The sequence below is a fragment of the Sulfurimonas lacustris genome (assembly GCF_059705355.1).
Genome location: NZ_AP046125.1, coordinates 287,954 through 314,173 on the forward strand (window position 1 = coordinate 287,954; position 26,220 = coordinate 314,173).

Here is a 26,220-nt window from a genome sequence, read left to right on the forward strand (position 1 = left end):
TTGTATAATTCCGCGATTATATTAAAATGAGGCTTAAAATGAAGATTATTTCTACTCCCTTTGAGTTAAAAGAGTACCTTAAAAACGAGAAGCGCACTGTTGGTTTCATCCCGACAATGGGCGCTTTGCATGAGGGACATAGAGCACTTATCTTAAGGGCAAAAGAGGAGAATGAAGTCGTCGTAGTCTCTATCTTTTTAAATCCTACCCAGTTTTTAAAGGGAGAGGATTTGGAGAAATATCCTAAAAAAGATGAAGCAGATAAGCTCATATGCAAACTCAGTGGAGTGGATGTGCTTTTTTTCCCGCAGGAAAGCGATATATACGGCGAGGATGAAGTCTCTCTTCTTGCGCCAAAAGTGCGAGGCTACATCTTAGAGGGAGAGAGCCGCCCTGGGCATTTTAACGGCGTTTTAACGGTGGTTATGAAACTCCTTAACATTGTCAACCCGACAAGAGCCTATTTTGGCAAAAAAGATGCACAGCAGCTCAATCTCATTATGCTCATGGTAAAGCAACTCTTTATGAACGTAACTATCGTTGCAGTCGATACGGTAAGAGAAAAAGATGGTTTAGCACTTAGTAGCCGCAACGCTTACTTGAGTACACAAGAGAGGCAAGAGTCGCTCAAAATCGCCACATCGCTGCGTAGTGCCACTGCAATGGTGATGCGCGGAGTTTTGGACGCAAACACCATAGTAGAAAATATGAGAGAGATTTTAGCGCCGCTTGAGATTTCCTATGTCGCTATTGTCAACCGTGAGTTTGTTCAAATCTCGCACGTAGAACTTGGCAATAGCATTATTTTAGTGGAGGTTGTTGTCGGCGGGACTCGGTTGCTCGACAATATTTGGCTTTAAGTACTCCTCTTCGACAAGCAAATCAATGATTTTTTTATAGACAGGCACTGCCGTTTGTGCGGCAAACTGGCTCTTTTTAGGTCGGATAACAATAACGCCGATAGTATATTTGCTTTGCGTGTCATTTGCAAAGCCTATGAAAGCAGTGTTGTACTCATTGACATATCTGCCACCCTCGACGATATGGGCTGTTCCCGTTTTACCGCCAACTTCAAGCCCCTCTGTTTTTGCCTTTGTCCCTGTTCCCTCATTGACCGTTTTGATAAGGATATCTTTTATGCGCTGCGCCGTTGCGGTGCTAATGACTTGAACTTGCTCTTCATAAGGCGTAGCTATCTCTTTTTTGCGCTTGTCTATAAAAGAGTCAACGAGTTTTGGTGTAACGATTCTTCCATTGTTGTTAAAGGCGCTATACGCACGGATAAGCTGCATCAGATTTGCACGCATACCATACCCATAAGAGCATGTCGCTTTATAGATTTCGTTGTTAAGCTGCATCGTACTTGGCACAGAACCCACTCTCTCATAAACCAAATCAGGCGTAGAAGCTTTGGAAAAACCAAAATCCATAAGACCTTGGTTAAACTCCCCGCCTGAGAGTTTTTGAGCAATCTGCGCGATACCTACGTTTGAGGAGTGGATGATAATCTCCTCTGCACTAAGTCTATCAAACCTATGCTCATCGGTAATCGTCTTCTTGCCTATAGTATAGCGTCCACCGTGCCCATTGACCATGTCATAAGGATTGATAAGCCCTTTGTCAAGCAATAGCGCAAAAGTAACCACTTTGATAACACTCCCCGGTTCAAAACTATACTCTATCATGGAGCTGTTAAGTGATTTATAGTCCTCGGTCTCGATATTTTTTGGCAAAAATCTATTGGAACTTGCCATTGCGAGCACTTTTCCAGTAGATGCTTCCATAACGCTTATCATAATCTCTTTGGCACGCAAATCCTCTTTCATGATATCAAGCATATTTTCCACACGCATCTGCAAAGAGATAGGGATGGTTAGTTTGACATCAAGCCCGTTTACCTCTTGCTTGGTAAAGCTGTTTTTGTTGAGGATAATGTAGCTGTTGACGTCTCTTAGTCCTTGGCTTAACTCATCTTCTTTTGCTTGAAGTTCATTTTCAAACCTTCTCTCTATCCCTTTTACCCCTTTGACATAGGTGTATCCATCCTCTTCTATTTTGTGGGGATAACCCAAAATTGGGGTGAGGAGTTTGCCATAAGCGTACTCTCGGCTCTCCCCACTCTCGATGATGCTTAGTCCATGGAGTGAGGTTCTCCCAGTTGAGGGGCTTTTAATCTCCATAAAAACTTTTAAGCGTCGCAACTCATACGCGAGTTGCTTGAGGTACTGTGCCTGTTTTTGCGGGATATTGTAGCTAAGAACCACTACTCCTTTTTGAGTGTTTAGCTTCTTCTCTATCTCTTTGGCATCTATCTCGGAGTAGATACTAAAGAGTTTTACAAAAAGATCTTTTTTAAGCGGGTCGATGTAGTGTGTGTTGACGATGGCTTTGTAGAGCTTTACGGTAGTTGCGATGTGGTAACCATCCGCACTGATGATAGAACCGCGTGTTGCTTTGGAGCTGTTTTTTGTGTAGAGAGACGGAAGATCACGTGATTTGAGCACGGTTGCGAGCATCGCTGCTAAAAAAAGCAAAAAACCAACAACGAGTAAGGCGTAAAGAATAGCTATTTTTTTGCTTTTATTTTGGTTAATCATACTTCTTACGCTATATCAATTTTTTTAAAACAGATTATAGCTGAGTTCTGCCCAATTCTTTATAAGCACTGAGTGCTTTGTTTCTTATCTCAAGCATAAGTTTCATGCTCGTCTCCGCTTTTCCTATGGCAAGGGCTGCTTGATGCAGGTCTTTTACCTGTCCGGTTGCCATGTCGCCAAGCGCTTTCTCGCTCTTTTTCTGCAAATCATTGACATCGTTGATAGCAGATTTGAGATGCTGTGCAAAATCTTCTCCGCCACCGCTGCTACTCTCAACCGCACTTTTTTGTTTTAACAGTTCGGCAGATGAAATACCCGAAATACCATCAATCACACTCATACTCTTCCTCTTTTACTTACTGCAACAGCGAAATTGCGCTGTTTGCTATGTTTTTTGAACTCTCAAAAGCCGCTACGTTTGCCTGATAGCTGCGTGTTGCTTCTACCAAATCGGCCATTTCGATAACGGGGTTAATGTTTGGGTAGGCAACATACCCGTTTGCGTCTGCATCAGGATGGTTTGGCTCAAACTTCATTTGAGGCTCTTTGTCATCTCTGGAGATTTTGTCAACTATAACGCTCATTATAGCAGGATTGACCTTCGCACCGTAAGCCCCTTCGTTTAGGGGGTCTTCATACTTTGCACTCTCACTTATGGCATCAAGAGCCTTGTTAAACTGCTCATTAAAGTCGATAGCTTTAAAAACTACCTCTTTGCGTCTGTAAGGTCCGCCCTCATCCGTTCTTGTTGTCTGTGCATTGGCGATGTTTTGTGAAATGGTGTTGACACGCACACGCTGTGCAGAGAGCCCATAACCGCTGATATCAAAGCTGTTTAAAAAATTTGACATATTTTAACCTTTAACTAACTTTTGAAGAGGCGTCGATAACGCTCTTGTAGATACCGCTATCTTTTCGCATCGCATTGACAAGAGCGTTGAACATAAGAGAGTTTTTGCTCATCTCTGTCGTCTCCACATCCAAATCAACACTGTTGCCATCATTACGAGCCATATGTCCATCACGAAAAAAAGTCTTTGCCTTAGATGCACTCTGCTCATCTTGAAGCGCAAAATGCGCCCCACTGGTCTGCGCTATCTCAAGTTTTGGACTACTCTGCCCAAGCACCTTCGCCTTTTCCTGTGCAAGCATATCTTCAAAACGGATGTCACGCGGTCTATAAAAAGGAGTATCTGCATTTGCGATGTTAGAAGATATCATATCTTGACGAATAGCTCTATAATCAAGCGCTTTAGCAGCAAGTGCATGGGTTGCTGAAACTTCTATACTCATAAATACTCCTCTTTTTTGGTTGTTATAAGCAAATAGAGTTCCAAATCAAATCTTTTTTATTTAATTTCTCTAAGAAGCTCTATTATTTCTAAATCGGTTATATTTTCTTGGTCTGATTTTGAGTAAATTGCAAGTAAGTAAATGTTTGAGTGTTCATCTATGAAGTACGTTATCACTCTAAATCCTTTACTTTTACCAGTAGGAACGCTTGAGTTTGCAAGCCTGATTTTATAACAGTTGTTAAAAAGATATGTGCCTGACTTTGGGTTGTTTTTGAGTTCTGAAGCTAGAGATGACAAATCATTTTTGATATTTTTGTATCTCTTTGCAAGTTTTTTAACATTTTTATCAAATTCTGGAAGTGTGACGATGCTATAAGGCATTGAGCAAATCTTCTATGGGCTTGGCGTTTAGTTTGCCATCTTTAGCCATGTTGAGTTCATTTACAGCTCGCTTTATGCTTGATTTGGCATCTTCTTGTGTGGGGTAAACATCCTCTTTTATGATTAAACCATCATTTTTAAAATGTTGCAACATCCAGATAACCTTTTCAAAGATTGTTTCATCTCTTATCTCAAGGGTAAGTGTTTTCATCTGCAGCCTCTCTTTATATTTTTTTTATTGTACCACAAAATCTTCTCACCTTAAATATATTTCTGCGTATGCATTCCACCTCGAAAGAGGTGGAACGAAAAGAAATATCACATTAAGCAACAATTAATCTTCTATGCTTCATAATGGTAGCTAAGGTTATGAGTGTAACCCAAATTTTTCTACAAAAGGAGTTCTTATGAAAAGAGCTGGTTTTACTATGATAGAGTTGATTTTCGTAATCGTTATTTTAGGTATTTTGGCTGCTGTTGCGCTTCCGAAATTTATTGGTGTTTCTGAGCAAGCACATGAGGGTAAGATGAAGGCGTTTGTTGGGACGTTAAACAGAACTGTTGGTCCTGCACTTTGGTCTAAGTCGTTAACACAAGGTGATAATGGTAGTATAAAAGGTACAAACTATGGTACAACTAACTATATAAAAGACCTTGTAACTCAGCTACCAATACCAGAAGAGTTTACTGGTTCGTATGTGGTCACTGCGTGCGGTGATACAAATGCGACTACTAATGCATTTCTAGCAGGTGCTACCAATTTCGCAACTTATAAAGTAACTTGTACTGATGGAAACTCAACTTCTTCACCTAGTTTTAATCTTTATAATGGTACTGATTTAATACAGTAGTTTTTTCTCGTTCCACCTCTCCCGAGGTGGAATGCATACTCTAAAGTAGTTATTTTCAAGTTATCTCTGGATAATTTTAAAATTATTATGCAAGGTTTTTTATGAAACGCTCTCATGCTTTTACTGTCATAGAACTTATCTTTGTTATCGTAGTGCTTGGCATACTCGCTTCCGTGGCACTTCCAAAGTTTGCAGGTGTGAGAGAACAAGCAGATATAGCCAAAGGCAAAGGCGATGTCGCAACCATAAGAGCGGCGATAGTCAATGAGCGTCAGACAAGGCTTATAAAAGGGGATGCAAGTTGGATAACTTCTGCGAATTTAAGTGGTGGTGGTAAACTTTTTGATGGTGTTCTTACGCAAGGTTTTACAAGTAGCTCTGCTTCAGGCAAATGGGATGACGGAGGAGACGGGACAAATAACGGCACATACCGCTATTATGTAGGCTCAACTCCAACATCGTTTGTGTACGAAGATACCAACGGCACATTCAAATGTACAACAGGAACTTACTGCAGCCAACTTATCGAATAATTGATAGTTCTCTCTCGTTCCCACGGTTTCTGTGGGAATGCAAACTATGACATCAGCCCACAAGAGACACTCCCACGCAGGAGCATGGGAGCGAGAAAAATCCATTTTGACATCCCAAACAAAATTGAATATAATGGTTCTTTGATATTGTGAGATAAAGAGAAGGAGATGTAGGTGCATACAATCAAGCTCAATGTAGGCGACAGCGCTTATGCACATTTGATGTTTTTGTTGAAAAATCTAAACACAAGTGAAATTCAAGTTGTAGAGGATAGAGCAGAAGAGAAAGAGTACTCTTTTATCGATATGTCTGCTTATAAAATCGAAGCATTTCAAGCTATCCAAGACCCTCTCAAATGGCAACAAGAGATACGAGCTGAGTGGAACTAGGTGTGAGTAAATATCTGCTTGACACAAACACTATCGTCTATGCCTTAAATCAGGGTTTAAAACTAAAAGACGGTAGATATTTGGTATCTGTTATTACAGAGATTGAGTTACTATCTTATGCCAATCTCACAAAGAGTGATGCAGAGGTTTTAAAAAGATTGCTAAGCCAATTTGAGTCCGTAGAGCTTACAAAAAGTGTCAAAGAAAAAACCATACAAATCAGAAAAGAGTCAAAACTTAAACTCCCCGATAGTATCATTGTAGCGAGTGCGTTGGATAATAATGCTATTTTGGTGACATCAGATAAGCAGCTTCTTAATGCTCAAATCGTTAAAACTATAGAGTTACATCAAATATGAAAAAATTTGGTAAATTTTGATTGATAGCTAGTGAACCACTATAACATCACACTTCTTAACTCACCACTAGAACCATTGACCTATAAAAGTCGGCATACCATCTCTGTTGGCACAAAAGTAACCGTTCCTATGCGCAGCAAAGAGGTTGAGGGCGTGGTTTTGGGGGTGTGTGATAAGCCTTCTTTTGAGTGTTTGGAGATTTTAGAGAGTGGTGGATGTTGCTATTCGTCTAAACAGCTTGAAATAGCGACTTTTATGGCTTCTTACTACTTTTGTTCGCTTGGCGAGGCGCTGGGGGCTATGACCCCTTTTGGAAGTGAGGCTTTAGCCTCGTCCTCTCTTAGTGCGGGACTAAAGTCCCACTTCCGTGTTGATGAGAGAGGTTTTGGAAGTGAGGCTTTAGCCTCGTCTTCTCTTGATGCGGGACTGAAGTCCCACTTCCGTGTTGATGAGGGAGGTTTTGGAAGTGAGGCTTTAGCCTCGCTCTCTTTTGCCCATATCACTCTCTCAGACAAACAAAACGAAGCGTTTGAATTTTTGCAAAAACATCCCGTCTCACTACTTTTTGGCGATACGGGGAGCGGTAAGACAGAGATTTATATGCGTTACTTTGAAGAGATGCTTTTACAAAAAAAGCGCTCTATCTTTCTTATGCCTGAAATCTCGCTGACACCTCAGATGAGTAAGCGACTAAAGCTTCATTTTGGAGAGAGTGTTGTTTTTTGGCACTCTAAACTCTCGCCGTCTCAGAAGAAAAAAGCACTCGCAGCTATCTATGACGGAAGTGCGATGATAGTAGCAGGTCCTCGTTCGGCTCTCTTTTTGCCAATAGAGGATTTGGGGCTTGTGGTGGTGGATGAGGAGCATGACGATAGCTACAAATCCTCCTCCCGCCCACGCTACAATGCACGAGACATCGCCATCTATATGGGAAAGGTACATAATGTGCCTGTTGTGCTTGGGAGTGCTACGCCGAGTTTGACTAGCTATGTTAAGTTTCCGCATTTTAGACTTAAAGGTGGCTATTTTAACGCTAAAAAAGAGTTTGTCTATGAGCGGAGTGTCGAGACGCTCTCACCGCTTGTAGTGCAGTATCTGCAAAAAAGTGTGGGGCAAAAAGAGCAGTCTATCCTTTTTCTTCCTACTCGTGCGAACTTTAAGTATCTTATTTGCGGGGATTGTGGCTATACATACAAGTGTGTTTTTTGCAGCGTTGGGATGAGCGTGCATCAAAAAACCCGCTCCCTAAAGTGCCACTACTGCAACTTTGCGCAAGCCATACCGCAAAAATGTTCAGAGTGCGGCAGTGAGCATCTGGTAAGTTCTAGGCTAGGAACGGCGGAAGCGCTTAAAGAGGTGCGAGAGCAGATAGGTGAAGCCAGAGTAGAGCAGTTTGACAGAGATACTATCACCACGGCAAAAAAGCTTGAGCAGATGCTGGAGCGGTTTAATGCCAAAGAGATAGATATCCTCATCGGTACGCAGATGCTTAGTAAGGGGCATGACTACCACGGTGTAGCGCTGGCAGTAGTACTAGGGATGGATAACATGCTGGGTATGCCAGACTATAGAGCCAGAGAAAAAGCGCTCTCCACGCTTATACAAGTAGCAGGGAGAAGCGGGCGTAAAGAGAGTGCAAAAGTGCTTGTGCAGAGTTTTAATGAGGAGTTTTTCAAAACTTTTGTGCAAGATTATAAGGCATTTTTAGAAGAAGAAAAAGAGTATCGCAAAGAGCTTTATCCGCCCTATAAAAAGCTTTGCAGGGTTCTTTTTTCTCATAAAAACGGAGTGAAGGCGCAAGAGGCGATGCACGAGATGGTGGAGCGCTTACGCTCGTTTGAGACTGTTGAAATTGTAGGTTTTGGGAAGTGTGGGATTGAAAGAGTGGCGGATAAGTACCGCTTTGAGATACTTTTGCGCTCAGACAAGAGCACGGATATCATCAAAGCGGTGAGTGCGTGTAAAAATGCTCTTGCTGAGATAGATATGGACCCAGTGGAATTTGGTTAGATAACTGGCATCGCACTCTTTTGCAAAAAATGAGGCTTTAGCCTCGTTTATGTGAATGAAACTTTTGGCGGGGCTAAAGCCCTACTTCCGATACAAAACGTACGTCTTGAAAGTTTAACTCGCTGGAGCAGACTGCTCATGTTTGGTTTCGTCTTTGTCAAAAAAGTAGCAGACGTTTTCTGGCATGGAGGCTCTTACAAATTTGGTCTCATTAGTGATATGGGAATCTATATCTTTGTTGTAGTTTTCTTTAAGTTTGAAAAAAGCTTCTTTCTCTTTAGCTGAGATCTTTTTGGTAGCGACTTGCACAACACGCAACGGGTCGATAGCTTCTCCATCTTTGTAGAGACCAAAGTGAAGATGCGGTCCCGTGGAGAGCCCTGTGCTTCCCACATAACCAATAACTTCTCCTTTTTTGACATTTGAGCCATTCCTTAGTCCCTTTTTGAAAGAGTTTTGGTGTGCATAGAGAGTGAGATATCCATCGCTATGTTGAATCTTGGTTACCTTTCCGTATCCTGCCGAATCTCCTATAAACGAAATTCTTCCATCTCCGGCTGAGTAGATAGGAGTGCCACGTCCTGCCGCATAGTCCACGCCTAGATGCGCACGGTACTTTTTAAGGATTGGGTGAAACCTTTTTTTTGTAAAGTGTGAGGAGATTCTTGCGTTTTTTACTGGAGTACCTAGAAAATAGCCTTGAAGGGAACTTCCATCTTGGTTGTAGTATTTCTCATCAGCACCTAAATAGACGTAATGTCTTTTGCCATGCACCTCTATCATGGAAGCTTTGAGTGTGGGCATGGAGAAGGGTTGTCCTAAACGGTACTTCTGCTCATAAAGCATCGCAAGAGTATCCCCTTTTTTAAGGTCTCTTTTGAAGTTCAGAGAGTTCTGAAACCCCTCGAGAAAAATGGTAGCGAGTTTTTTGGAGCCTGTCTCATCAAGGATGTCTTGGTAAGGGGAGTTTTGGATTTTGATGATAAAAGCTTCTGTTTTTGTTTCGCTTATGATGGGAATCGTCTCGAAAAAATAGTCCTCTTTGTGTTTGTAGATGTGGATTTGTAGCTCTTCGTTGAGGGGGATAAAGACTTGTAGAAGAGAGCCATCTTTCTCACGTGTCTCTTTGCAGCCAACACCCGATATGATCTCTTCTGTGAGCTGTTTTTCATCTTCATCTAGGTTGTAAAAAAGGGGTTTGAGGGGAAGTTTGTTTCTCTCTAAAAAAGAGAGATAGGTCTCGCCATTGCTCCATCGAAAGGTCTCAACGCGCGCCCCAAAGAGGGATGTTGCTAAAAATAAAAAGAGGAATAATCGTATCATACTAAAAAACCATAACATAAGAATTTTGAAAAATAATTTTAAAACTTTAACAAAATTTGCCTTAGTGTGAGGTTTGTTTGCTATAATCGCAGCATATTATTTGTAAAGTGGACAAAAATGAAGCATGTATTTTTATGGGTTCTTGCGGTGTTACAACTCTTTGGGGCTGTCGTACAATCTCCTGTAATTGGGGTGAATGAAGATGCAACCCAAGTAACGATTCAGGTAGATAAGATTGATGTGGGTGTGAGTGGGTTTGTAGTGCATACCATTGCGGATGGCAAAAGAAGCATCGTTGCAAGCGCACTAGTTGAGAGTTTTGACGCAAGTACAAAAAAAGCGAAACTCTCCATAAGTGAGTATGATGCACTAAGTAGCGGTGCATTGCCAAAAGGAAAGTGGGGTGTCAAGGTCGGCGATGAGGTTGTTTTGGCATTTGGCTACACCAGAGGGCTTTTAATAGCTCCAAGTGAGGAGATTTACTACAGAATCACAAAGAGTTCTGCTCTTCAGTGGGTTCATCCAGATCTTTTTGCAACACTGCTCTCTTTCAATGGTCACCCGACGCCGCTAAGAAGCGACTTTGCGCAAATGAGCATCGATAGCTCCGTAGGACTTGTTTTCCTCTTTTTGCAAAACAAAGTCTTTACGCTTGATGCAAAGAGTTTTAAGATTTTAGCTATTACAGATGCAAAAGTAGAGCAAAAAGAGACGAAACTGCCGTTTTACACGAGAGTTGAAGAGATTGAGGATAATTGGTGGGGAGAGGGAAGTGATGCGCTTGAGGAGTATGAGCCACACTACTACGAGTTGATGATAGAGGCGAATCCAAGCCATAAAGAGCTTTATGAGATAGTAAAGAGCGGTGGCGAGAAGTTTGAAGATTTGCTTGAAGAGTTTGATTTTGAAGGGAAAAAAGATGATAGAAAAAAGACATTTGGACTATTTTAGTCAAGTAGTAGGAAGCGAAAATATCTATAGCGACAAAGCACATCTTATCGCTTACTCGTATGATGCGACACGTGAGCGTTTTGAGCCTGATGCGGTCATCTTTCCTAGAAATGAAGAGGATGTCAGCCAGATTTTAAAATACTGTAACGAGCATCGTATCGTTATAGTTCCTCGTGGTGCGGGGAGTGGTTTTACGGGCGGCGCACTTCCAAGTAGCGGAGGCATCGTCCTTGCTATGGAAAAACATATGAACAAAATCCTAGAGATTGATATGAAAAACATGGTTGCGGTGGTTCAACCGGGGGTTATCAACATGGATTTGCAGCGTGCAGTTGAAGAGGTAGGACTTTTCTATCCGCCTGACCCTGCAAGTCAAGAGTACTCTAGTATCGGCGGCAATGTAAGCGAAAATGCGGGCGGTATGCGTGCGGCGAAATACGGCATCACAAAAGATTATGTGATGGCAACACGTGCAGTACTTCCAAACGGCGATATCATCAAAGCGGGCAAACGTACCATCAAAGATGTGGCTGGGTACAACATCAGCGGGATTTTGATAGCGTCTGAGGGGACTTTGGCGGTTTTGACCGAGATAACTTTGAAGCTTATCCCAAAACCAAAGATGACAAAAACAGCGATGGGAATCTTTGGAAGTGTTGGCGAGGCGATGAATGCGGTCTATAAAACGATGGCAAGCGGTATTACCCCTGTTGCTATGGAGTTTTTGGACAACCTTACCATACGAGCGGTGGAACAGACCTACAAAAAAGGACTGCCTGTGGATGCGGGCGCGCTTTTGGTAACGGATGTGGATGGGAACTTAGAAGAGGATTTGGACTTTCAGTTAGCACAAATCGAGAAGGTGTTTAAAGAGAATGGATGCAGTGAGTTTAAAATCGCAAAAGATAAGCAAGAGGCCTCTGACCTCTGGTTCGCAAGACGTAATGCTTCTCCTTCTCTGAGTGTTTATGGAAGTAAAAAACTTAACGAGGATGTCACAGTCCCACGCTCTGCACTTCCTGAACTTTTAGAGAAGTTTTATGCCATAGCCGACAAGTACAATGTCAAAATTCCATGTTTTGGACATACGGGCGATGGTAATGTGCATACAAACGTCATGGTGGATGGCAAAGACCCAGAGCAGGTAAAAATCGCATATCAAGCCATAGAAGAGGTGTTTCAGGCAACCATAGATTTGGGCGGAACGCTGAGCGGAGAACACGGCATAGGACTTGCAAAAGCACCTTACATGAAAATGGCATTTACCCCAGAAGAGATGGCACTTTTCAAATCCATCAAAATGGCATTTGACCCTAACAATATCTTGAATCCTTTTAAGATGGGATTGTCTTAAGGGCTAGCGATGTTAAGTAGAGAAAATATCCTAAAAACTTTAAAAAATTTCAATGAAGTGCATGAAGATGAGGGTTTTAGAGTAGTAAGTCTCTTTGGCTCTTATGCTCGTGGAAATGCGGATGATTTTAGTGATATCGACTTGACATACAAGATAGACCACGAGAGATTTTTTAAAGATAACGCTTTTGCAAAACTTCTAAAAATAGATGAATTTAAAGAAGAACTGCAAAAAGAGTTGAAAAAAAAGATAGATTTTATACCATCAAACGCTAAAAACACTCTGATGCAACAAAGCCTAAAGAATGAGGAGGTTTTGGTGTGAAAGAGAGAATAAAAGCAATTTTAAATAAAATCGACGATATAGAGTTTTTCATAGCACAAAAAGATGGAAAGATTGTTCAAGCGCTTGAAGATAGGATTCTCAAACCTGCTATAAGAATGCAAATCATAACGATAGCAGAGCAGTTCAATAAACTTAAAGATGAGAATGAGTTTGAACTCCTCTCACAAATAGACAAAAATGATCTCAAGGGTTTGAATGCCGTTCGAAATTTTATAGCACATGATTATGATAGCGTAGATGATGAAATTTTAGAGATAGTGCTTAGAGTTCATATGCCAAAGCTAAAAGAACAACTCTTAAAATTATGATGATAGAGAGTAGAAAACTCTACGAGAGGGCAAAGTTACTTTTTGCTCTTTTTTTAGACAAAGACCTAGCTTTTTATGCGGCGAGCCTTAGTTTTTATACTATCTTTACGCTTGTACCGCTTCTTTTGATTACGCTTACTCTTTTTACTTCTATGCCAAATTTTTCGCAGCAGTATGAGAGGCTTCAAGAGTTTATTTTCTCAAACATTATGCCCGTTAACTCTGAGGCGGTGATGGAGCATATCAATGGTTTTTTACAAAACTCTGTTGAGATGAGTACGGTAAGTTTTGCAGCGGTTGTTGTCTCATCGCTTCTCTTTTTTCAAAACTTTGAGTACATTGCAAACAAGATTTTTCATGCAAAGGTGCGTGGGATTTGGGAGAGTGTGACGACATTTTGGACGCTTCTGACGCTCACACCCATCGGGCTTGGAGTCTCTTTTTACATAACTGGGTATGTCGCAAATCTTATGGCACATAGCGAATATGTGGCTGATATAAACATCCTCCCATATGTACCATATCTCATTCTTTGGGCGCTCTTTTTTCTTGTATTTCAGATAGCACCAAATGTGAAAGTCAACGTAAAAGCTTCACTTATAAGCTCTTTTGTAGCTTCTGTTGTTTTTAGTGTCGCCAAAAACCTCTTTATCTACTATGTTTTTTATAACAAAGCGTACGAGACTATGTACGGCTCTTTTTCTATCCTTATGTTTCTTTTTTTATGGATTTATGCGTCGTGGATAATTTTTATCTATGGGTTAAAACTCTGCCACTTGATACATAGCGTATATAAAAATAAGGGCGCTAAAGAGGGTTAATCCCCACATCGCCTTTTTGTTGTAGATGGCGGCGAAAGAGAGTGCTATGTGGAGTAAAAAGAGCCAAAGATGCAACTCAACTTTTGCGCCATCTTCCCCTAATGCCATCAGCCAAAGTAAAAAAGGGTCGCAAAAATCGCCAAATCCTATAAAATGTGCCAATATGCTAAGCGGGTAAAATGGCGTAAAGAGCATGGAGAGGATGATGGAAAATGGGTGGTAGATGCTAAAGTTTTGAAAAATGTATAGTGCCACGGGAATCATATAGAGATACACGAGGACTGAAACTCCTACCATCTGCCAAAAAAGGTTAAGATTTTTAAAGTGAATCAAAAATAAAAAGATATAAAAGACCCCGCCAGCGGAGAGCCAAAAACCAAGAGAAAATGCAAGGCGTGGGAAAAATGCAAGCAGAAGTATGATGGTAACAAAAAGCGTCTGCATGGAAACTATCTTGATACCTCTATCGTAAAGAAAAAATCCTACCAAAAACATACCAAAAGAGCGCACAAGCGATGGTGGTGCATCCAAAAATAGCGTATAGGCAAAAAGAACAATCGCAACAATCACAAAAATGTCCAGTTTTGAGTTTCTGTATGGAAAAAACCGCCCTTGCGCAAAACCATAAAGAGGCTTAATTAAAAAGTAGAGTAATGCACTTAAGATGCTAAGGTGAAAGCCGCTGATAGCGACGATATGTGACACTCCAAGATTTGAAAAAGCGGTTTGTGTCTTTTGATCTACCTCTTCGGCTGTGTAGAGTGCTTGATATATATTGCCCATCAAGGCATTTTCATGTGCGGAGGCGATAAAGGCGTTTACCCTCTCTTTTGTAGTGTTGTTCTCCTCTGTGGAGAGGATTTTGCTAAAGGCATAAAAGGAGTTAAGGTAGCCAAAAAAGGTAAGATCCTTTGCCCAAATCTCCATTTTAAGGCGGCTGTTTTTCATATCCGGCAGTGATTTTTTAGCGGTAGTGTAAAATGTAATGCCCTCACTGCTTTTGAGCTTAAGTACCTGATATTTTCGTTTGCCCTTTTGTTTTTCGTACTGCTTGAGTACGGTTGCTTCAACGAGTGCCGAGTCAAAACGGATAAACTCTTTGTAGTTTTGGTACTCAAAAAGAAGCGATAGACTGAGGATTAAAAAGGAGGAAAAAAGAAAAAAGAAGAAATCCCGCCATGAGTTAAAAAGCGAGACTCTCTCTAGCATCTACAGAGGAGGCATTGAGATGGTGTCGTTGCCAAAGCCGATATTGGCGGAGCGGGTATCCACATTTTCAAAGACGGTTTCAACAGAGCGGAAGTGTGGTGTTGCATCGACAAAACGGGTGAGTTTTTTGTGGAAGATGAGTTTCACATGCCCAGTAGGACCGTTTCTCTGCTTGCCGATAATAATCTCTGCATCCTCTTCATCACGCTCAATGTAGGTCGGAGTAAACTCTTTGCCCTCTGATTTTGCCGCTTTTTCACGCTCTTTTTCCTCTTTGTAGAGGTAAACATCGTCACGGTAAACAAAAAGGATGATGTCTGCATCCTGCTCGATAGAGCCTGATTCACGGATATCGCTGAGCATCGGGCGTTTGTCGTTTCTGCTCTCAAGTCCACGGTTAAGCTGGGAGAGTGCTACGATAGGCATATTTAGCTCACGTGCTAACATCTTAAGCCCACGAGAGATATCTGATACTTGCAGGTGTCGCTCTTGGCTTCCAATCCCCTGCATAATCTGCAAATAGTCGATAACGGCTATCTCGATTTCAGGATGTTGGTTTTTGAGTTTGCGAAGTTTGGAGCGGAGCTGGTTGATGTTGATGCTTCCCGTATCATCGACATAGAGTTTCGCGCCGTTCATCCTGTCAATCGCCCCGTTTAGCGAACTCCACTGCTCATCGTTCATATCTCCCACACGCAATTTTTGAAGCGGTATGGAAGTTTGGATAGACAAAAGCCTAAGCATCAACTGCTCTGCCGGCATCTCAAGCGAGAAAAACGCCACTCCTTTGCCCTGAACGATGAGGTTGTTTACTGTGTTGAGGATAAAAGAGGTTTTACCCATAGCAGGACGTGCTGCTACAATAACCAAATCCCCTTTTCCAAAACCCGTCGTCATCTTGTTGAGTTCATGAAAACCTGTGTCCACGCCGACTAAGACGCTGTTGCCACGGGCTTTCATCTCTTTGATGTACTCCATGGTGTCAAACGTCATCTTTGGAGAGTCTTTGAAGTCGCTAGTTTGGCTGTTTTGAGTTATCTCATAGAGTTTTTTCTCAACGATGTCGATAACTTCCGCACTTGAGAGTTCTTCTTCGACCGTCACTCTTTTTATCTCTGTGGTGAGGGTTAGGAGGTGGCGTTTGAGGGATTTGTCTTTTATCTCATCGACATAGGCTTTTGTGTTGGAGATAGGGTTTGCAGAGAGGATTTCAAGCATCACGCTCTCATCAAACTTCTTTAAGCGGATAAGCTCTTTTTTGATAAACTCTTCATCTATAGGCTGATCTTTTTGCAAAAGAAGTGTCATAGCGTGGAAGATATCTTGATGGGCAGGGAGGTAAAAATCATCTTTTTTGAGTTGTGAACTTAGCTCGTCAAACTGACTTGGCTCAAAGATGATAGAGCTTAAGATGCTTCGCTCAAAGGCGAGGTTATAAAGATTTTCTTGCATTAGTTCAGCTCTCTCGCCATTTTTTCGACCTCTGCTACAAATCTATCGACAAGTTTGTCCTCATCAAGATTTGCGACCACTTCGCCTTTGACCATCACAAGCCCTTTTCCTTTGCCATAGGCAATAGCCACATCCGCATGTGCCGCCTCGCCGATGGCGTTTACGACACACCCCATCACCGAGACATTGAGCGGTGCTTTGATGTGTGCAGTTCTCTCTTCTATCTCGCCCACGGCACTTACCAAATCCGCCTCGATGCGTCCGCATGTGGGACATGAGATGATGTTAAGCCCGTCTTTTGCCGCACCGCTGTCTTTGAGGATGGCACGGGCAACTTTTATCTCCTCTTCAAGCTCTCCAGTGATGCTCACTCGCATCGTATCGCCGATGCCATCAAGCAGAAGTGTGCCAAGACCGATAGCACTTTTTACGGTTGCATGAAAGCGTGTTCCCGCCTCTGTAACGCCTAGATGAAACGGGTAGCTGTTTTTTGGACGTAACATTCGGTAAGCATCAACCGTTCTTTGAACGTCACTTGCTTTGAGGGAGATTTTGATGTCATCAAACCCCAAATCCTCTAAAAATTTGATGTTGTACTCAGCTGAAGCCACCATCCCCTCTGAAGTCTGTCCATATTTGTTTAAAAACTCTTTTTCCAAACTTCCTGCATTTACCCCGATACGGATGGGGATGTTGCGTGCTTGACACGCTTTGACTACCTCTTTGACACGCTCTTTTGAACCGATATTGCCGGGGTTTATGCGGATGCAGTCAACCACTTCCGCCGCCACAAGTGCTAAACGGTGGTTAAAGTGGATATCTGCTACAAGAGGAAGGGAGATTTGCTCTTTGATGGATTTAAGGGCTAGCGCATCTTCCATCTCAGGAACGGCAACACGCACAATGTCGCACCCTGCAAAGTGAAGGCGTTTTATCTGCTCTACCGTACTTGCCACATCAGCAGTTTTTGAAAATGTCATAGACTGCACACTGATAGGCGCATCACCGCCAACTGCAACACTGCCGACAAATATTTTTTTGGTTGGGTATCTTTTTATCATAGGGAGATTTTAGCCAGATTGGACTAAAAAAATGCTTTTATGGGGGCAAGGGGCAAAGACCCCTTGGCGTTACCTAAGTAACGGTGCGAAGATGCACATAAGCAAAATGGCGATTATCAGCTTATCCATAAAGAACCCCCTTATTAAGACTTTGGAGGGCAAAAAAAAAGGCCAGAGGCTCATGACTTCCTCTGACCTTATTTTTACCGCTCCATTGTCTTAATAGAAAAGTGATAATCGCACAAAAATTATAATCTTTTTCAATCAAAAAGTCAACCTGACACAAAGTCAGGCTGAAGCGTTTTTAAAACTTGAAAGTTAAGTTTGTGTAGAAATATCTTCCTGGTTCATTGAGAAGCATTGTTGCGCCACTTGAATTTAGTAAAATTAAGTCAACATAAGAGTTGCTCTCAATGTACGTTGTGTCAAAAATATTGTTAACCCCTACTGTAAGCGTTGTTGTTTTGTCGATAGCATGTTTGATTTTTGCATTGTAAATACTCCAACCACTTAGCTCTTGCTCTCCGCTATCACTATCGATATCATCCCATTTGTCGGATGCTTGCATCTCGAGTGTTGCCTGAGAATCTTTTTTGTACTCATAGTTTACTCCTACCTTACCTCTTAATGGAGCCATATCTGCGAGGTCTCTGTCTGGCTGTGTAGCAGTAGAAGCTTTTTTGCCTCGTTTGTAAGATGCACTTGCGTCAAGTGTGATATCGTCTGTCGCAAAGTAAGAGCCGCTTAGTTCTACACCATAGACTGTACCGTCGATATTTTCAAATGTGTAAGCCGTCGGTGATGTGTGTTTGAGATAGATGTAGTCCTCAAGCATCGAGTAGAATGTTTTTGCTTTAAATGTAAAACTCTCATACGCTGCTTCATACCCCAAGTCAAGCTCTCTGTTTTTTGTCTGTTTGAGGTTTTGATTTCCTGTAATATTGTCAACTGTTGGATAGAGTTCTCTAGCATCTGGAACACGTGCAGAAGAACCAAAACCTACAAAAACGCTATTTTTTGCATCAAGTTTATAAGTAGCTATGATATTTGCACTTAAGGCTGTGTACTCATTTTCATTTTTTGAGACATCGTCAGGATCTATCTCAGTGGCATCAAATCTTGAACCTGCTTCGATTTTTAGGTCTCCAAAGCTCTTCTCTGCTTTTGCGAAAATGGCTTTGTTTTCTGTTTTGGTTGGAGTAAGGCTCACACCCATTGGTGTTACAACACCTGTTGCCACGCTTGTAGCGTATTTTTCACCTTCCCAAGTTCTTCTACTTCCGTCAAGTCCAAGTAAAAATTTATAGCTCTCTAGTTCAAAACTATTTTTAAGTTTCACACCCTGCATAGAAGTTTTAAGATGGTTTGTGCTGTAGCTTGTAGCACCTGACATTCTATACATTGTATCCATCGGATGGTCAACATCAGAGTAGTAGTACTGAAGATTGATATTTTTGTACTCTTTGGTGATATCGTCGATGTTGTACTCCATGCTGTAGATGTTGGAGTCATCATACGCCGCGTCCATTTTGGAGTTTGCATAAATGACACCGTCGCTTCTGTTGCCTGTGTAGCTGAGGCGAAGCTCTTGATCTTCAAGCGTTTTAACAAAAAGTTTTGTCATGACACTCTTTTTTGTGTATGCCTCGATATTTTTGTATTGAGATTGAAATTTTGAGCCAGCAGGTGCTGAACCGTTGGCAACTGCTCTATCAATCTGCTCTGCTAGCGTGTCACCATCTCCATCTTCATACTGATCACCCGTCTCATACGATGCGCTGATAAGTGCGCGGATGCGCTCTGTACCGCCACTTGCACTTGCTCCTATCTTTTTATATCCCCAGCTTCCGATGCCAAAGTTAACCTCTGCTTGAGGTTTCATTGTCGGTTTTTTTGTAGTGATTTTAAGACCACCGCTGAGTGTACCAAAATTTTCAACATCGTAAGGTCCTTCAACTACCTCTACCGTCTCAATCTGGTTTGTGAGGATATGTGATGTAGGCGGATCCATTCTGTTGACACATGCGCCGCACACTTTTGTACCGTCGATATCAACAGAGATGTTGTCTCTTTTTTGTCCACGGATATAGATATCGTTTGCGATTCCGCTACGGCGGCTCATATCGATACTAGGCACGCTTGAACTGAGTGCTTGAGCCAAATCTGCTGACACTTGCGCATTTTGGCTTACCTCTGTAATCATGGTTGATTCAACATTGACATTTGGAAGCGTTACTTCGTTTGCCCCCAAAACAGCTACCGCTACTAACGATAATGGAATGATTTTTTTGCTTATCATATAACTAACCTTAATTTTTAAAATTAGTTAATTATATAAACATAGTGTTACAAATATGTTAATTTTTTGTTGTTTTCATGTTAAAATTGCGCTATGAGCAAAATAGAAAAAATAAAACGAATCATTTTAATACTTTTAGGTTTAAGCCTCTCGGCTTATTTGATGTACAGCGGATTTGAGATTTTAAATCAAGAAGAAAAAAAAGAGGTAGAGGCTAAATAAGCTATAAATTCTCTACCCAAAGTTCTAAACTTCTATCGGGTATAAAGTATTTGTCACCCTCTTTGTCAATAAACTCTTTTTTAAATAGAGCATCGATAGCTGACTGAAGCGTCTGCTTTTTTATGTTGTATTCGTTTAAAATAGGTGCTGCAAAAAAACCTCGTTTATATTTACCTACTATTTTTAGAGCTATTTTTTGATTATTATTTAGTGTGTCAAAGATGATTTTATAGCTTGAATCTTTTGAGCCTAGTATCTCATTTATGGCTTCATCGATAAGCTCTTTGGAGACTTTTTTTTCTCTGTTTATGTAAAGTAAGTGCAAGATGTTTTGCACCATCTTTGTCTCGCCGTCACTTTTTTCATAGATATAATCAACCATATCGGTATCTAAATCTAAAAACCTTTTTGCATAGTTGTAGATGTCATCAACTTTTAAAGGTTGGAGTTCATAGTGTGTTGCAAGTTCGTATAGCGGTGCTTTGTACTCAAAAAGCGATGTCAGCATATGCCTTTTTGAACCCAAAAATATATAGGAGATATTTTCTCTGTTTTGTATATATTTTCTAAGCAGTGCATCTAGTTTTACATCCGTGATGTTTGCAATCTGCTGAAACTCATCTATGGCTAAGACTATCTGCTTGCTTTTACTAAGCGTGGTCATGGAGTCAAAAAAATCATCCATCATCTCTTCAAAACTAAGTGTTGCCACTATTGGTTTTATGGAGTACTCAAGCGTGGCAGGGTCTATTGAGGGTTCTATGCGTACTCTTTTAAAGAGTGCGGTGAGATTTTTAATGGTTGTTTTTATATCTGATTTATGTGAGTTTGAAAATGCCCTAAGTAGCGAATGCGCAAAATGTTCTTTTGAAGTTATGTCAAAAATATCTACATAGATGCATAAATAATCCTCTTTGTGCTGCTCAAAAAAGTAGTTTATAAGCGAACTTTTTCCCATTCTTCTTTTGGAGTGGATAAGAAGATTGTTGGAGTACTTTACAGTATTTGCGAGCTTTTCAAGCTCCTCTTCCCTTCCAAAAAACTCTTCTAGAGTGCTTAGTCTGTCGTAGGGAAAAGGTGAGTGCATAAAATCCTCTTAGTATTTGTATTTAGATACCAAAAGTATAGTGTAAAGTGTTTGCCAAAGTCAAGACTAAAAGTATTTAATTTTAAATACTTATTTAAATAAGCTCTACTCCCTTTGCAAAGTTCATAGTAACGCAGTGAAGTGAGCCGTGCTGTTTAATGAGTGCAAAGCAGTTGATGCCCACTATCTCTCTCTCCGGGAAAGTTTCTCTAAAAATCTCTAACGCCTCTTCATCCTGTTTTACACCATAAGTCGGAACTAAAACCGCACCGTTTACAAACAAAAAGTTTGCATAGGTTGCAGGTAGTCTCTCATCCTCAAAGTAACATGCGTCACTCATCGGAAGTGCTATAAGTCTAAAGTCGTACTCTTTTGCAAAAGTCTGCAACTCCTCTTCCATCAGCTTCAACTCTTTGTAATGTTCGTCATTCTCATCATCGCATTTGACATACATGATGCTTTTCTCATCGACAAATCGTGCTAGCGTGTCGATGTGCGAGTCGGTGTCATCTCCTGCAAGATAGCCGTGGTCGAGGTAGAGGATGCGGCTCATGCCAAACTCCTCTTGGAGGATTTTTGTCATCTCCTCTTTTTCAAGGTGCGCATTTCTGTTTTTGTTGAGCATGCACTCCGAAGTGGTTAAGATAGTCTCCACGCCGTTGCTCTCCACGCCGCCACCCTCTAAAATGAGGTCGATTGTAGTGAGTTTTTTGCCGTAACGATGTGATATTGCTTGGCTCATGGCGTTGTCTTTGGATGCTTCAAACTTCCCGCCCCAGCCAGTAAAAGTAAAATCAAGCAACTTTATGTCGCTTCCATCTTCTACACACAAAACAGAGCAGTCTCTCGCCCATGTGTCGTTTGTCTCGTACTCTACAAAAAAGAGGTTTTCATGCGGTGTAAAGCGGCTTTTGACACTCTCGATATTATCGCAAACAACTAGACACTTTTGGTAGCGGATGATGGCGTTTATAATGTTGACAAATGTCTCCTCCGCCTCTTCTAGGTACGCCGCCCAGTCGCTCCTTGCGTGTGGAAAGATAATCTGCGTAAAACTCTGCTCTTGGAACTCTGCGATAAATCTTTTCATTTGGTATAATTCCCCTATGGCTTACATAATTTTAAATAAAAACAATTTTTTTAATAACCTCGACATTATTGCAAAACGTACCAAAAGCGTAGATAAAATCGCCCTTGTTCTAAAAGACAATGCGTATGGACACGGGCTTTTGGAGATGGCGTCAATGGCACGGGAATACGGTATCAAAAAAGCAGTGGTGCGCACGATGGATGAGGCGCAAAAGGTAGAAGGGTACTTTGAGTATATTTTGGTTTTGGGTGAGATACCTACAAGTGTTAGCCAAAAAGTACGCTACACCATTAACGACATCAAAAGTATAGAAAAATTCCCAAAAGAGACAAAAGTAGAGCTAAAAGTCGATACGGGGATGCACCGCAACGGCGTAGATATGCGTGAAATGGAAGAGGCATTTTTACGTATAAAAAAAGCAGAGCTGATTTTGGAGGGGCTTTTTACGCACCATAGAAGTGCCGATGAACTTACAAGTGAGTGGTTTTGGCAGAAAGAGAACTTTCAAAAGGCAAAAGCAGAGGCGCAAAGACTTGCACAAAAGTTTGGTTTTGGAGCGCTTCGATTTCACTCCTCAAACTCTGCTTCTCTCTTTAGATATGTAGATTTTGATGAAGATATGGCACGGGTGGGGATTGCAGCGTATGGCTGTTTGGAGCTTCCAGAGGCTTTTGGAACAGAGCATTTTAAGCCTGTTTTGTCTCTCTATGCAAAAAAACTCTCTCAAAGAGTACTTCAAGATGGGAGTAGAGTAGGGTACGGCGGTGATGGTGTGCTTACACAAGAGAGTGTTGTGGGCAACTATGATTTTGGATATGGAGATGGGTTTTTACGTATTTGTGCGCAAAATGGCTACAAAACTCCACACGGAGTAGAACTTGTCGGTCGTATCTCTATGGACAACAGCTCGTTTTTAAGCACACAAGAGAAGTTGCTGATTTTTGACGATGCGAGAGTTGCGGCATCTTATGCAAAAACTATCAGTTATGAGGTTTTGACATCGCTCAAAGCGCACCTCAAAAGAGAGGTTATCTAAAATCTTCACAAAGTGCGTTGCTTGGTTTTCCTATGTAGTACCCCTGCACAAAGTCCACGCCCATCTTCTCAAGCATCTCTAGTGCATCTTTGTCCTCTACAAACTCAGCGATAGTTTTAAGTCCTAAGTTGGAGGCAAAGTTAACGATGGTTTTGACGATAATCCTTGAGCTTTCATTGATTGTGATGAACTTTACGAGTGAACCATCGATTTTGAGGTAGTCAACATTGAGTTCAAAGATGTGTGAGAAGTTGGAGTAACCGCTTCCAAAATCATCGATAGCGATTTTACATCCATGTTTTTTTACCTCTTTGATAAAACTCTTCATCTCTTGATAGTTCTCTATCTTGTGGCTCTCAAGAATCTCAAAAACTATGTGCTGTGGCACATGAAATGCTTGGATTTGCGTTAGGATGAACTTGAGTATCTCTTGGTTTTGTATATCAAGGATAGAGAGATTGATAGAGAACTCATACTCTTTATCTTTGAAAAACGCAAAAGTTTTTACAATCATCGCTTTGGTAATCTCAGGATAGAGTTTTGACTTGATAGCGATATCTAAAAATGCAAACGGCATGATGATACTTCCATCCTCTTTGATGATGCGCGCAAGAGATTCGTACTTCTCTATACGTCTGTTTCGTGTGCTATAAATCGGCTGAAAAAATGGAGTGATACGGTTATGTGTAATCGCCTCTTTAAGCGTTAAAAGAGCATCCGCATTTTTAGTAATCTGCTCTTTTGCATCGAGTGAATCTTTGTAAACAACGATATTTTTCGCATTGTTTTTTGCGATTTGCAGTGCTGTGTTTGCTTTGATAAGGAGTGCCTCTTTATTTGAAGCGATACCACAACTAAAAGAGATAAAAATAGAGTGATTTTCTACTTCAAATTTTTTCTCGCTTATGGTGTCAAGCAGAAGCTTCATTCCAGAGAAAAACTCCTCTTCAGAGATGCCCATTCTTGTGTAAACGGCAAATTCATCATTTGGGAGTTTATAAACGGTGTTTTTGTTTGTGCAAAACTCTCGGATACGTTTGGAGACCTGCACTAAAATCGCATCACCTATATCATACCCGTAGAGGTCATTGATATCTTTAAATGCATCGATATTGATCAGCGCTAAGTGTGAAGCATCCTTAGATGTGCTGGTTTCTATATCTTCTATAAGTTTAAGTCTGTTTGGCAGGTTGGTTAGTCTGTCTTGAAAAAAGGAGTCTCGAAGCTCATCTGTTTTTGCTTTTATCTTACTTTCTAAGATGTCATTTATCTTTTTTGAGTACTTCAGAAGGTAAGTTATTCCCAAAAAGAGAAGCAAAAAGAGGACAAAATCATAAAAAGCAGATTTGAAAAAGTCTTTGAAAAAATAGCCGCTCAATGCACTTTTTGGGATTTGTATGCTGATGATACCGCGTACATCACCAAGTTTGTAGTCATAAGCAGCGTCATAGCGCTCTTGTATGTAAAGAGGCGCTTTCTCTTTTGCTCCGTGGCACTCAAGACAAACAGGTGTAACTCGAAGAGCACTTGCGTACTGGTAGAGGTTGTTGTTTTGCGCGTTGAAGTAAAACTCCTCTTTTGGGTTTTGCTTGAAAAAGGCTATCGCTTTTTGTTCCTCCGCATCTGCGAGATTTTTTGGATTTCTTGCTCTGTCTGAAACAGTCGCAAGGATGATTTGAAGCGGATTGTTTTGTGAAAATCTCTGAGATATAGGATGTGAACTGTAGGCTGGAAGAGCAGGAAGAGATTTTTCATCTAAGCGAATCGTTCCATCTAAGAAAAGTTGTTGGTAGTAGTTTCTGTTTTCAACGGCGTAACTGTTGAGAACCTCCGCCTCTTTTTTTGCAAAATCAGCTTCACGTTCTTTGGTCTCAAAATAGATGTAAGTGATTTTCGTTGCTCCAATAAGCAAGAAAAGCAGAGGGATAATTTTTAAAAAATTTCTATTTAAAGTACGCATTGTATGAAACCATTTTTAAAATCTTGTCTCCATTATAGCCTAAAACATTTGTAAAAGTACCTAAAATGTCTCTTGAAATCTCTTAAGAGTTGATTTTTACGATTGCATTGGGAAAGAGCACGCCATCAATCCCAAGAAGTGCAAGCTCTTCTATATCTTCCTCTTCTAAAATGAAAGCTAGGATTTTTGCATCCATAAGATACTCTTGTGCGATGTTTTGAGCAGTTTTTGCCAAATTTTTCTCTACAATGATGTAAGAAGCACCTAAAGCCGATGCGTAGAGAAGCTCCGTGATGTTTTGGATAGAGAGTGCAAAGGGGAGTTGATTGCGCTTCATATACTCTATAACATCAAGGTTGTTTTCGCTAAATTCAGCGTAGAGTGTGCAGGATGGAGGTGTGTTTTCTATCGCCTCTATACAGCAGATATGGTAAAAACTCTCACTCTCTATAAATCTATGTCCAAAAAATATCATTTTATCTTCTCCAAACACTCTTTGGAGCAGTAGTATTTGCCGTTACTGACGATGGTGTCATCAAGAGCGCAGTAGATACCGCATGTAGCACACTCAACCATATCACTGCTTTTTGGAGCATCTTTTTTTGTATCACTCTGCACTTGGGGTCTTTTTTTAATAAACATAAAATAGACAAGAGCAATCACACCTACAACAAGTAAAATTTTCCATATCATATCTCTTCTCCGATTAGCAGATAGTGTCTCTTTTGTGTTTTTATGATTTTGTAGTTTAGCTCATTTGGAGCTTCATCATAAACCCGCTCCCCTTTGTAAAAAAGAAGTTTTGAGTGTTCATCACGGAAGTTTTTGCTAAGTTCCAGAAGCATTTTTGTCTCTATAACGGCTCTTGAAGTAACAAGCTCAAAGATTTCGCTTGGCATCTCTTCTACTCTTTTTTGCATCACGGTGACGTTGCCAAGCCCCAAATCAGCCTTTATAAACTGTAAAAAACTCGCACGTTTTGCCAGAGGTTCTACAAGTGTTACTTTGGTATCGGGCAGACCCATAGCAAGGATAAGCCCTGGAAAACCTGCACCCGTTCCGATGTCTAAGAGGTTTTTGACTTTTGGCAAAAAAGTGATGGGATAGATGGAGTCGTAAATGAACGCATCAATGGTTTTTTCATCTCTTGCACCGGTGAGATTGTGGATTTTGTTCCACTGAGAGAGGCGTTCTTTGTACTTTTGGATATTGTAAAAAAAGTTTTCCGGCAGTGTGGCATCTAACTCTAAAAGTGCGGCTTTGAGGCTTGAGAAATTTTCCATCAT

Annotated in this window: 30 protein-coding genes; 13 read left to right on the plus strand and 17 right to left on the minus strand. The window is 41.0% G+C overall.

Features of this window, described 5'->3' with window-relative positions; all coding sequences use genetic code 11:
• The first annotated feature begins 38 nt into the window (after positions 1-38).
• Positions 39-860, plus strand: coding sequence for a pantoate--beta-alanine ligase (gene panC, locus AC6H4V_RS01615; protein WP_497607204.1), 822 nt, complete (start codon positions 39-41; stop codon positions 858-860).
• Here panC and AC6H4V_RS01620 read toward each other — a convergent pair.
• Genes AC6H4V_RS01620 through AC6H4V_RS01645 form a run of 6 tightly spaced genes read right to left on the minus strand, consistent with a single transcriptional unit; the run spans position 807 to position 4,484 of the window.
• Positions 807-2,597 (minus strand): peptidoglycan D,D-transpeptidase FtsI family protein, encoded by a 1,791-nt coding sequence (locus tag AC6H4V_RS01620; protein ID WP_497607205.1) that lies wholly within the window; start codon positions 2,595-2,597, stop codon positions 807-809. The two genes, panC and AC6H4V_RS01620, sit on opposite strands and share 54 nt — an antisense overlap.
• Before the next feature lie 34 nt (positions 2,598-2,631).
• The gene (gene fliE / locus AC6H4V_RS01625) at positions 2,632-2,937 is read right to left on the minus strand and encodes a flagellar hook-basal body complex protein FliE (RefSeq protein ID WP_497607206.1); all 306 of its coding nucleotides are present in this window, start codon (positions 2,935-2,937) and stop codon (positions 2,632-2,634) included.
• 16 nt (positions 2,938-2,953) lie between these two features.
• Positions 2,954-3,448 carry a flagellar basal body rod protein FlgC gene (flgC, locus tag AC6H4V_RS01630; protein WP_497607207.1) on the minus strand — a complete coding sequence of 165 codons (495 nt, stop codon included), beginning with the start codon at positions 3,446-3,448 and terminating at the stop codon, positions 2,954-2,956.
• A 10-nt stretch (positions 3,449-3,458) separates the two neighbouring features.
• Complete coding sequence (gene flgB, locus AC6H4V_RS01635) at positions 3,459-3,890, minus strand: flagellar basal body rod protein FlgB (protein WP_497607208.1); 432 nt, start codon at positions 3,888-3,890, stop codon at positions 3,459-3,461.
• Between the two features lie 56 nt (positions 3,891-3,946).
• Complete coding sequence (locus AC6H4V_RS01640; RefSeq protein WP_428728928.1) at positions 3,947-4,273, minus strand: type II toxin-antitoxin system RelE/ParE family toxin; 327 nt, start codon at positions 4,271-4,273, stop codon at positions 3,947-3,949.
• Positions 4,263-4,484, minus strand: coding sequence for a hypothetical protein (locus AC6H4V_RS01645; RefSeq protein ID WP_428728929.1), 222 nt, complete (start codon positions 4,482-4,484; stop codon positions 4,263-4,265). Before AC6H4V_RS01645 ends, AC6H4V_RS01640 begins: the two co-directional genes overlap by 11 nt.
• A gap of 196 nt (positions 4,485-4,680) precedes the next feature.
• Here AC6H4V_RS01645 and AC6H4V_RS01650 point away from each other — a divergent pair, with 196 nt between their 5' ends.
• The 5 genes from AC6H4V_RS01650 (at position 4,681) to AC6H4V_RS01670 (ending at position 8,416) form a co-directional block, all read left to right on the plus strand.
• Positions 4,681-5,124, plus strand: a complete 444-nt coding sequence (locus AC6H4V_RS01650; RefSeq protein WP_497607209.1) for a prepilin-type N-terminal cleavage/methylation domain-containing protein — start codon at positions 4,681-4,683, stop codon at positions 5,122-5,124.
• A gap of 101 nt (positions 5,125-5,225) precedes the next feature.
• The gene (locus tag AC6H4V_RS01655; protein ID WP_497607210.1) at positions 5,226-5,657 is read left to right on the plus strand and encodes a type II secretion system protein; all 432 of its coding nucleotides are present in this window, start codon (positions 5,226-5,228) and stop codon (positions 5,655-5,657) included.
• 174 nt (positions 5,658-5,831) lie between these two features.
• Positions 5,832-6,047, plus strand: coding sequence for a hypothetical protein (locus tag AC6H4V_RS01660; protein WP_497607211.1), 216 nt, complete (start codon positions 5,832-5,834; stop codon positions 6,045-6,047).
• A gap of 2 nt (positions 6,048-6,049) precedes the next feature.
• Entirely contained in the window at positions 6,050-6,406 is a 357-nt protein-coding gene (locus tag AC6H4V_RS01665) for a type II toxin-antitoxin system VapC family toxin (protein ID WP_497607212.1), read from the plus strand.
• Positions 6,407-6,436: 30 nt separating this feature from the next.
• Positions 6,437-8,416: a primosomal protein N' gene (locus tag AC6H4V_RS01670; RefSeq protein WP_497607213.1), complete on the plus strand. Its 1,980-nt coding sequence runs from the start codon at positions 6,437-6,439 to the stop codon at positions 8,414-8,416.
• Between the two features lie 114 nt (positions 8,417-8,530).
• Here AC6H4V_RS01670 and AC6H4V_RS01675 read toward each other — a convergent pair whose 3' ends face one another.
• On the minus strand, positions 8,531-9,739 hold the full coding sequence (locus AC6H4V_RS01675; RefSeq protein WP_497607214.1) for a peptidoglycan DD-metalloendopeptidase family protein: 1,209 nt from the start codon (positions 9,737-9,739) through the stop codon (positions 8,531-8,533).
• A gap of 117 nt (positions 9,740-9,856) precedes the next feature.
• On the opposite strand from AC6H4V_RS01675, the gene AC6H4V_RS01680 reads away from it, so the two are divergent.
• The 5 genes from AC6H4V_RS01680 to AC6H4V_RS01700 are packed head-to-tail and all read left to right on the plus strand — an operon-like array spanning position 9,857 to position 13,518.
• Complete coding sequence (locus AC6H4V_RS01680; RefSeq protein ID WP_497607215.1) at positions 9,857-10,690, plus strand: plasminogen-binding N-terminal domain-containing protein; 834 nt, start codon at positions 9,857-9,859, stop codon at positions 10,688-10,690.
• Positions 10,659-12,044 (plus strand): FAD-linked oxidase C-terminal domain-containing protein, encoded by a 1,386-nt coding sequence (locus AC6H4V_RS01685; protein ID WP_497607216.1) that lies wholly within the window; start codon positions 10,659-10,661, stop codon positions 12,042-12,044. The genes AC6H4V_RS01680 and AC6H4V_RS01685 overlap by 32 nt, the downstream gene beginning before the upstream one ends.
• Before the next feature lie 9 nt (positions 12,045-12,053).
• Positions 12,054-12,368: a nucleotidyltransferase family protein gene (locus AC6H4V_RS01690; protein WP_428728940.1), complete on the plus strand. Its 315-nt coding sequence runs from the start codon at positions 12,054-12,056 to the stop codon at positions 12,366-12,368.
• The gene (locus tag AC6H4V_RS01695; protein ID WP_497607217.1) at positions 12,365-12,697 is read left to right on the plus strand and encodes a HepT-like ribonuclease domain-containing protein; all 333 of its coding nucleotides are present in this window, start codon (positions 12,365-12,367) and stop codon (positions 12,695-12,697) included. Before AC6H4V_RS01690 ends, AC6H4V_RS01695 begins: the two co-directional genes overlap by 4 nt.
• A complete protein-coding gene (locus AC6H4V_RS01700; protein ID WP_497607218.1) occupies positions 12,694-13,518 on the plus strand; it encodes a YihY family inner membrane protein in 825 nt (274 codons plus the stop codon). The genes AC6H4V_RS01695 and AC6H4V_RS01700 overlap by 4 nt, the downstream gene beginning before the upstream one ends.
• On the opposite strand, the gene AC6H4V_RS01705 is transcribed toward AC6H4V_RS01700, so the two are convergent.
• The 4 genes from AC6H4V_RS01705 to AC6H4V_RS01720 form a co-directional block, all read right to left on the minus strand.
• Positions 13,459-14,727: a ComEC/Rec2 family competence protein gene (locus AC6H4V_RS01705; protein ID WP_497607219.1), complete on the minus strand. Its 1,269-nt coding sequence runs from the start codon at positions 14,725-14,727 to the stop codon at positions 13,459-13,461. The two genes, AC6H4V_RS01700 and AC6H4V_RS01705, sit on opposite strands and share 60 nt — an antisense overlap.
• A complete protein-coding gene (locus AC6H4V_RS01710) occupies positions 14,728-16,179 on the minus strand; it encodes a replicative DNA helicase (RefSeq protein ID WP_497607220.1) in 1,452 nt (483 codons plus the stop codon).
• The gene (ispG, locus tag AC6H4V_RS01715; protein WP_497607221.1) at positions 16,179-17,240 is read right to left on the minus strand and encodes a flavodoxin-dependent (E)-4-hydroxy-3-methylbut-2-enyl-diphosphate synthase; all 1,062 of its coding nucleotides are present in this window, start codon (positions 17,238-17,240) and stop codon (positions 16,179-16,181) included. The genes AC6H4V_RS01710 and ispG overlap by 1 nt, the downstream gene beginning before the upstream one ends.
• A gap of 304 nt (positions 17,241-17,544) precedes the next feature.
• Complete coding sequence (locus tag AC6H4V_RS01720; protein WP_428728946.1) at positions 17,545-19,539, minus strand: TonB-dependent receptor; 1,995 nt, start codon at positions 19,537-19,539, stop codon at positions 17,545-17,547.
• A 93-nt stretch (positions 19,540-19,632) separates the two neighbouring features.
• On the opposite strand from AC6H4V_RS01720, the gene AC6H4V_RS01725 reads away from it, so the two are divergent.
• The gene (locus AC6H4V_RS01725; RefSeq protein WP_428728947.1) at positions 19,633-19,761 is read left to right on the plus strand and encodes a hypothetical protein; all 129 of its coding nucleotides are present in this window, start codon (positions 19,633-19,635) and stop codon (positions 19,759-19,761) included.
• A gap of 1 nt (position 19,762) precedes the next feature.
• Here the strand turns inward: AC6H4V_RS01725 and AC6H4V_RS01730 are convergent, their stop codons facing one another.
• A complete protein-coding gene (locus AC6H4V_RS01730) occupies positions 19,763-20,848 on the minus strand; it encodes an AAA family ATPase (RefSeq protein ID WP_497607222.1) in 1,086 nt (361 codons plus the stop codon).
• Positions 20,849-20,942: 94 nt separating this feature from the next.
• Positions 20,943-21,938: an agmatine deiminase family protein gene (locus AC6H4V_RS01735; RefSeq protein ID WP_497607223.1), complete on the minus strand. Its 996-nt coding sequence runs from the start codon at positions 21,936-21,938 to the stop codon at positions 20,943-20,945.
• Between the two features lie 16 nt (positions 21,939-21,954).
• Between AC6H4V_RS01735 and AC6H4V_RS01740 the strand changes: the two genes are divergently transcribed.
• Entirely contained in the window at positions 21,955-22,974 is a 1,020-nt protein-coding gene (locus tag AC6H4V_RS01740; protein WP_497607224.1) for an alanine racemase, read from the plus strand.
• Here AC6H4V_RS01740 and AC6H4V_RS01745 read toward each other — a convergent pair.
• The 4 genes from AC6H4V_RS01745 to rsmG all read right to left on the minus strand — a co-directional run bounded on the left by AC6H4V_RS01745 (position 22,967) and on the right by rsmG (position 26,220).
• Complete coding sequence (locus tag AC6H4V_RS01745) at positions 22,967-24,934, minus strand: EAL domain-containing protein (protein ID WP_497607225.1); 1,968 nt, start codon at positions 24,932-24,934, stop codon at positions 22,967-22,969. The two genes, AC6H4V_RS01740 and AC6H4V_RS01745, sit on opposite strands and share 8 nt — an antisense overlap.
• A gap of 82 nt (positions 24,935-25,016) precedes the next feature.
• Complete coding sequence (locus tag AC6H4V_RS01750; RefSeq protein ID WP_497607226.1) at positions 25,017-25,409, minus strand: hypothetical protein; 393 nt, start codon at positions 25,407-25,409, stop codon at positions 25,017-25,019.
• Complete coding sequence (locus AC6H4V_RS01755; RefSeq protein ID WP_497607227.1) at positions 25,406-25,627, minus strand: PP0621 family protein; 222 nt, start codon at positions 25,625-25,627, stop codon at positions 25,406-25,408. Before AC6H4V_RS01755 ends, AC6H4V_RS01750 begins: the two co-directional genes overlap by 4 nt.
• Positions 25,624-26,220: a 16S rRNA (guanine(527)-N(7))-methyltransferase RsmG gene (gene rsmG / locus AC6H4V_RS01760; protein ID WP_497607228.1), complete on the minus strand. Its 597-nt coding sequence runs from the start codon at positions 26,218-26,220 to the stop codon at positions 25,624-25,626. The genes AC6H4V_RS01755 and rsmG overlap by 4 nt, the downstream gene beginning before the upstream one ends.

What these genes read in the sequence shown, in the direction of transcription:
- AC6H4V_RS01725 (WP_428728947.1), top strand. Translation starts at nt 19,633, where the DNA reads ATGAGCAAAATAGAAAAAATAAAACGAATCATTTTAATACTTTTAGGT.
- AC6H4V_RS01675 (WP_497607214.1), bottom strand. Translation starts at nt 9,739, where the DNA reads ATGATACGATTATTCCTCTTTTTATTTTTAGCAACATCCCTCTTTGGG.
- AC6H4V_RS01680 (WP_497607215.1), top strand. Translation starts at nt 9,857, where the DNA reads ATGAAGCATGTATTTTTATGGGTTCTTGCGGTGTTACAACTCTTTGGG.
- AC6H4V_RS01755 (WP_497607227.1), bottom strand. Translation starts at nt 25,627, where the DNA reads ATGATATGGAAAATTTTACTTGTTGTAGGTGTGATTGCTCTTGTCTAT.
- AC6H4V_RS01730 (WP_497607222.1), bottom strand. Translation starts at nt 20,848, where the DNA reads ATGCACTCACCTTTTCCCTACGACAGACTAAGCACTCTAGAAGAGTTT.
- AC6H4V_RS01745 (WP_497607225.1), bottom strand. Translation starts at nt 24,934, where the DNA reads ATGCGTACTTTAAATAGAAATTTTTTAAAAATTATCCCTCTGCTTTTC.
- flgB (WP_497607208.1), bottom strand. Translation starts at nt 3,890, where the DNA reads ATGAGTATAGAAGTTTCAGCAACCCATGCACTTGCTGCTAAAGCGCTT.
- AC6H4V_RS01740 (WP_497607224.1), top strand. Translation starts at nt 21,955, where the DNA reads ATGGCTTACATAATTTTAAATAAAAACAATTTTTTTAATAACCTCGAC.
- AC6H4V_RS01620 (WP_497607205.1), bottom strand. Translation starts at nt 2,597, where the DNA reads ATGATTAACCAAAATAAAAGCAAAAAAATAGCTATTCTTTACGCCTTA.
- AC6H4V_RS01735 (WP_497607223.1), bottom strand. Translation starts at nt 21,938, where the DNA reads ATGAAAAGATTTATCGCAGAGTTCCAAGAGCAGAGTTTTACGCAGATT.
- AC6H4V_RS01650 (WP_497607209.1), top strand. Translation starts at nt 4,681, where the DNA reads ATGAAAAGAGCTGGTTTTACTATGATAGAGTTGATTTTCGTAATCGTT.
- rsmG (WP_497607228.1), bottom strand. Translation starts at nt 26,220, where the DNA reads ATGATGGAAAATTTCTCAAGCCTCAAAGCCGCACTTTTAGAGTTAGAT.
- AC6H4V_RS01655 (WP_497607210.1), top strand. Translation starts at nt 5,226, where the DNA reads ATGAAACGCTCTCATGCTTTTACTGTCATAGAACTTATCTTTGTTATC.
- AC6H4V_RS01700 (WP_497607218.1), top strand. Translation starts at nt 12,694, where the DNA reads ATGATGATAGAGAGTAGAAAACTCTACGAGAGGGCAAAGTTACTTTTT.
- AC6H4V_RS01690 (WP_428728940.1), top strand. Translation starts at nt 12,054, where the DNA reads ATGTTAAGTAGAGAAAATATCCTAAAAACTTTAAAAAATTTCAATGAA.
- fliE (WP_497607206.1), bottom strand. Translation starts at nt 2,937, where the DNA reads ATGAGTGTGATTGATGGTATTTCGGGTATTTCATCTGCCGAACTGTTA.
- AC6H4V_RS01720 (WP_428728946.1), bottom strand. Translation starts at nt 19,539, where the DNA reads ATGATAAGCAAAAAAATCATTCCATTATCGTTAGTAGCGGTAGCTGTT.
- flgC (WP_497607207.1), bottom strand. Translation starts at nt 3,448, where the DNA reads ATGTCAAATTTTTTAAACAGCTTTGATATCAGCGGTTATGGGCTCTCT.
- AC6H4V_RS01705 (WP_497607219.1), bottom strand. Translation starts at nt 14,727, where the DNA reads ATGCTAGAGAGAGTCTCGCTTTTTAACTCATGGCGGGATTTCTTCTTT.
- AC6H4V_RS01750 (WP_497607226.1), bottom strand. Translation starts at nt 25,409, where the DNA reads ATGATATTTTTTGGACATAGATTTATAGAGAGTGAGAGTTTTTACCAT.
- AC6H4V_RS01640 (WP_428728928.1), bottom strand. Translation starts at nt 4,273, where the DNA reads ATGCCTTATAGCATCGTCACACTTCCAGAATTTGATAAAAATGTTAAA.
- AC6H4V_RS01685 (WP_497607216.1), top strand. Translation starts at nt 10,659, where the DNA reads ATGATAGAAAAAAGACATTTGGACTATTTTAGTCAAGTAGTAGGAAGC.
- AC6H4V_RS01710 (WP_497607220.1), bottom strand. Translation starts at nt 16,179, where the DNA reads ATGCAAGAAAATCTTTATAACCTCGCCTTTGAGCGAAGCATCTTAAGC.
- ispG (WP_497607221.1), bottom strand. Translation starts at nt 17,240, where the DNA reads ATGATAAAAAGATACCCAACCAAAAAAATATTTGTCGGCAGTGTTGCA.
- panC (WP_497607204.1), top strand. Translation starts at nt 39, where the DNA reads ATGAAGATTATTTCTACTCCCTTTGAGTTAAAAGAGTACCTTAAAAAC.
- AC6H4V_RS01645 (WP_428728929.1), bottom strand. Translation starts at nt 4,484, where the DNA reads ATGAAAACACTTACCCTTGAGATAAGAGATGAAACAATCTTTGAAAAG.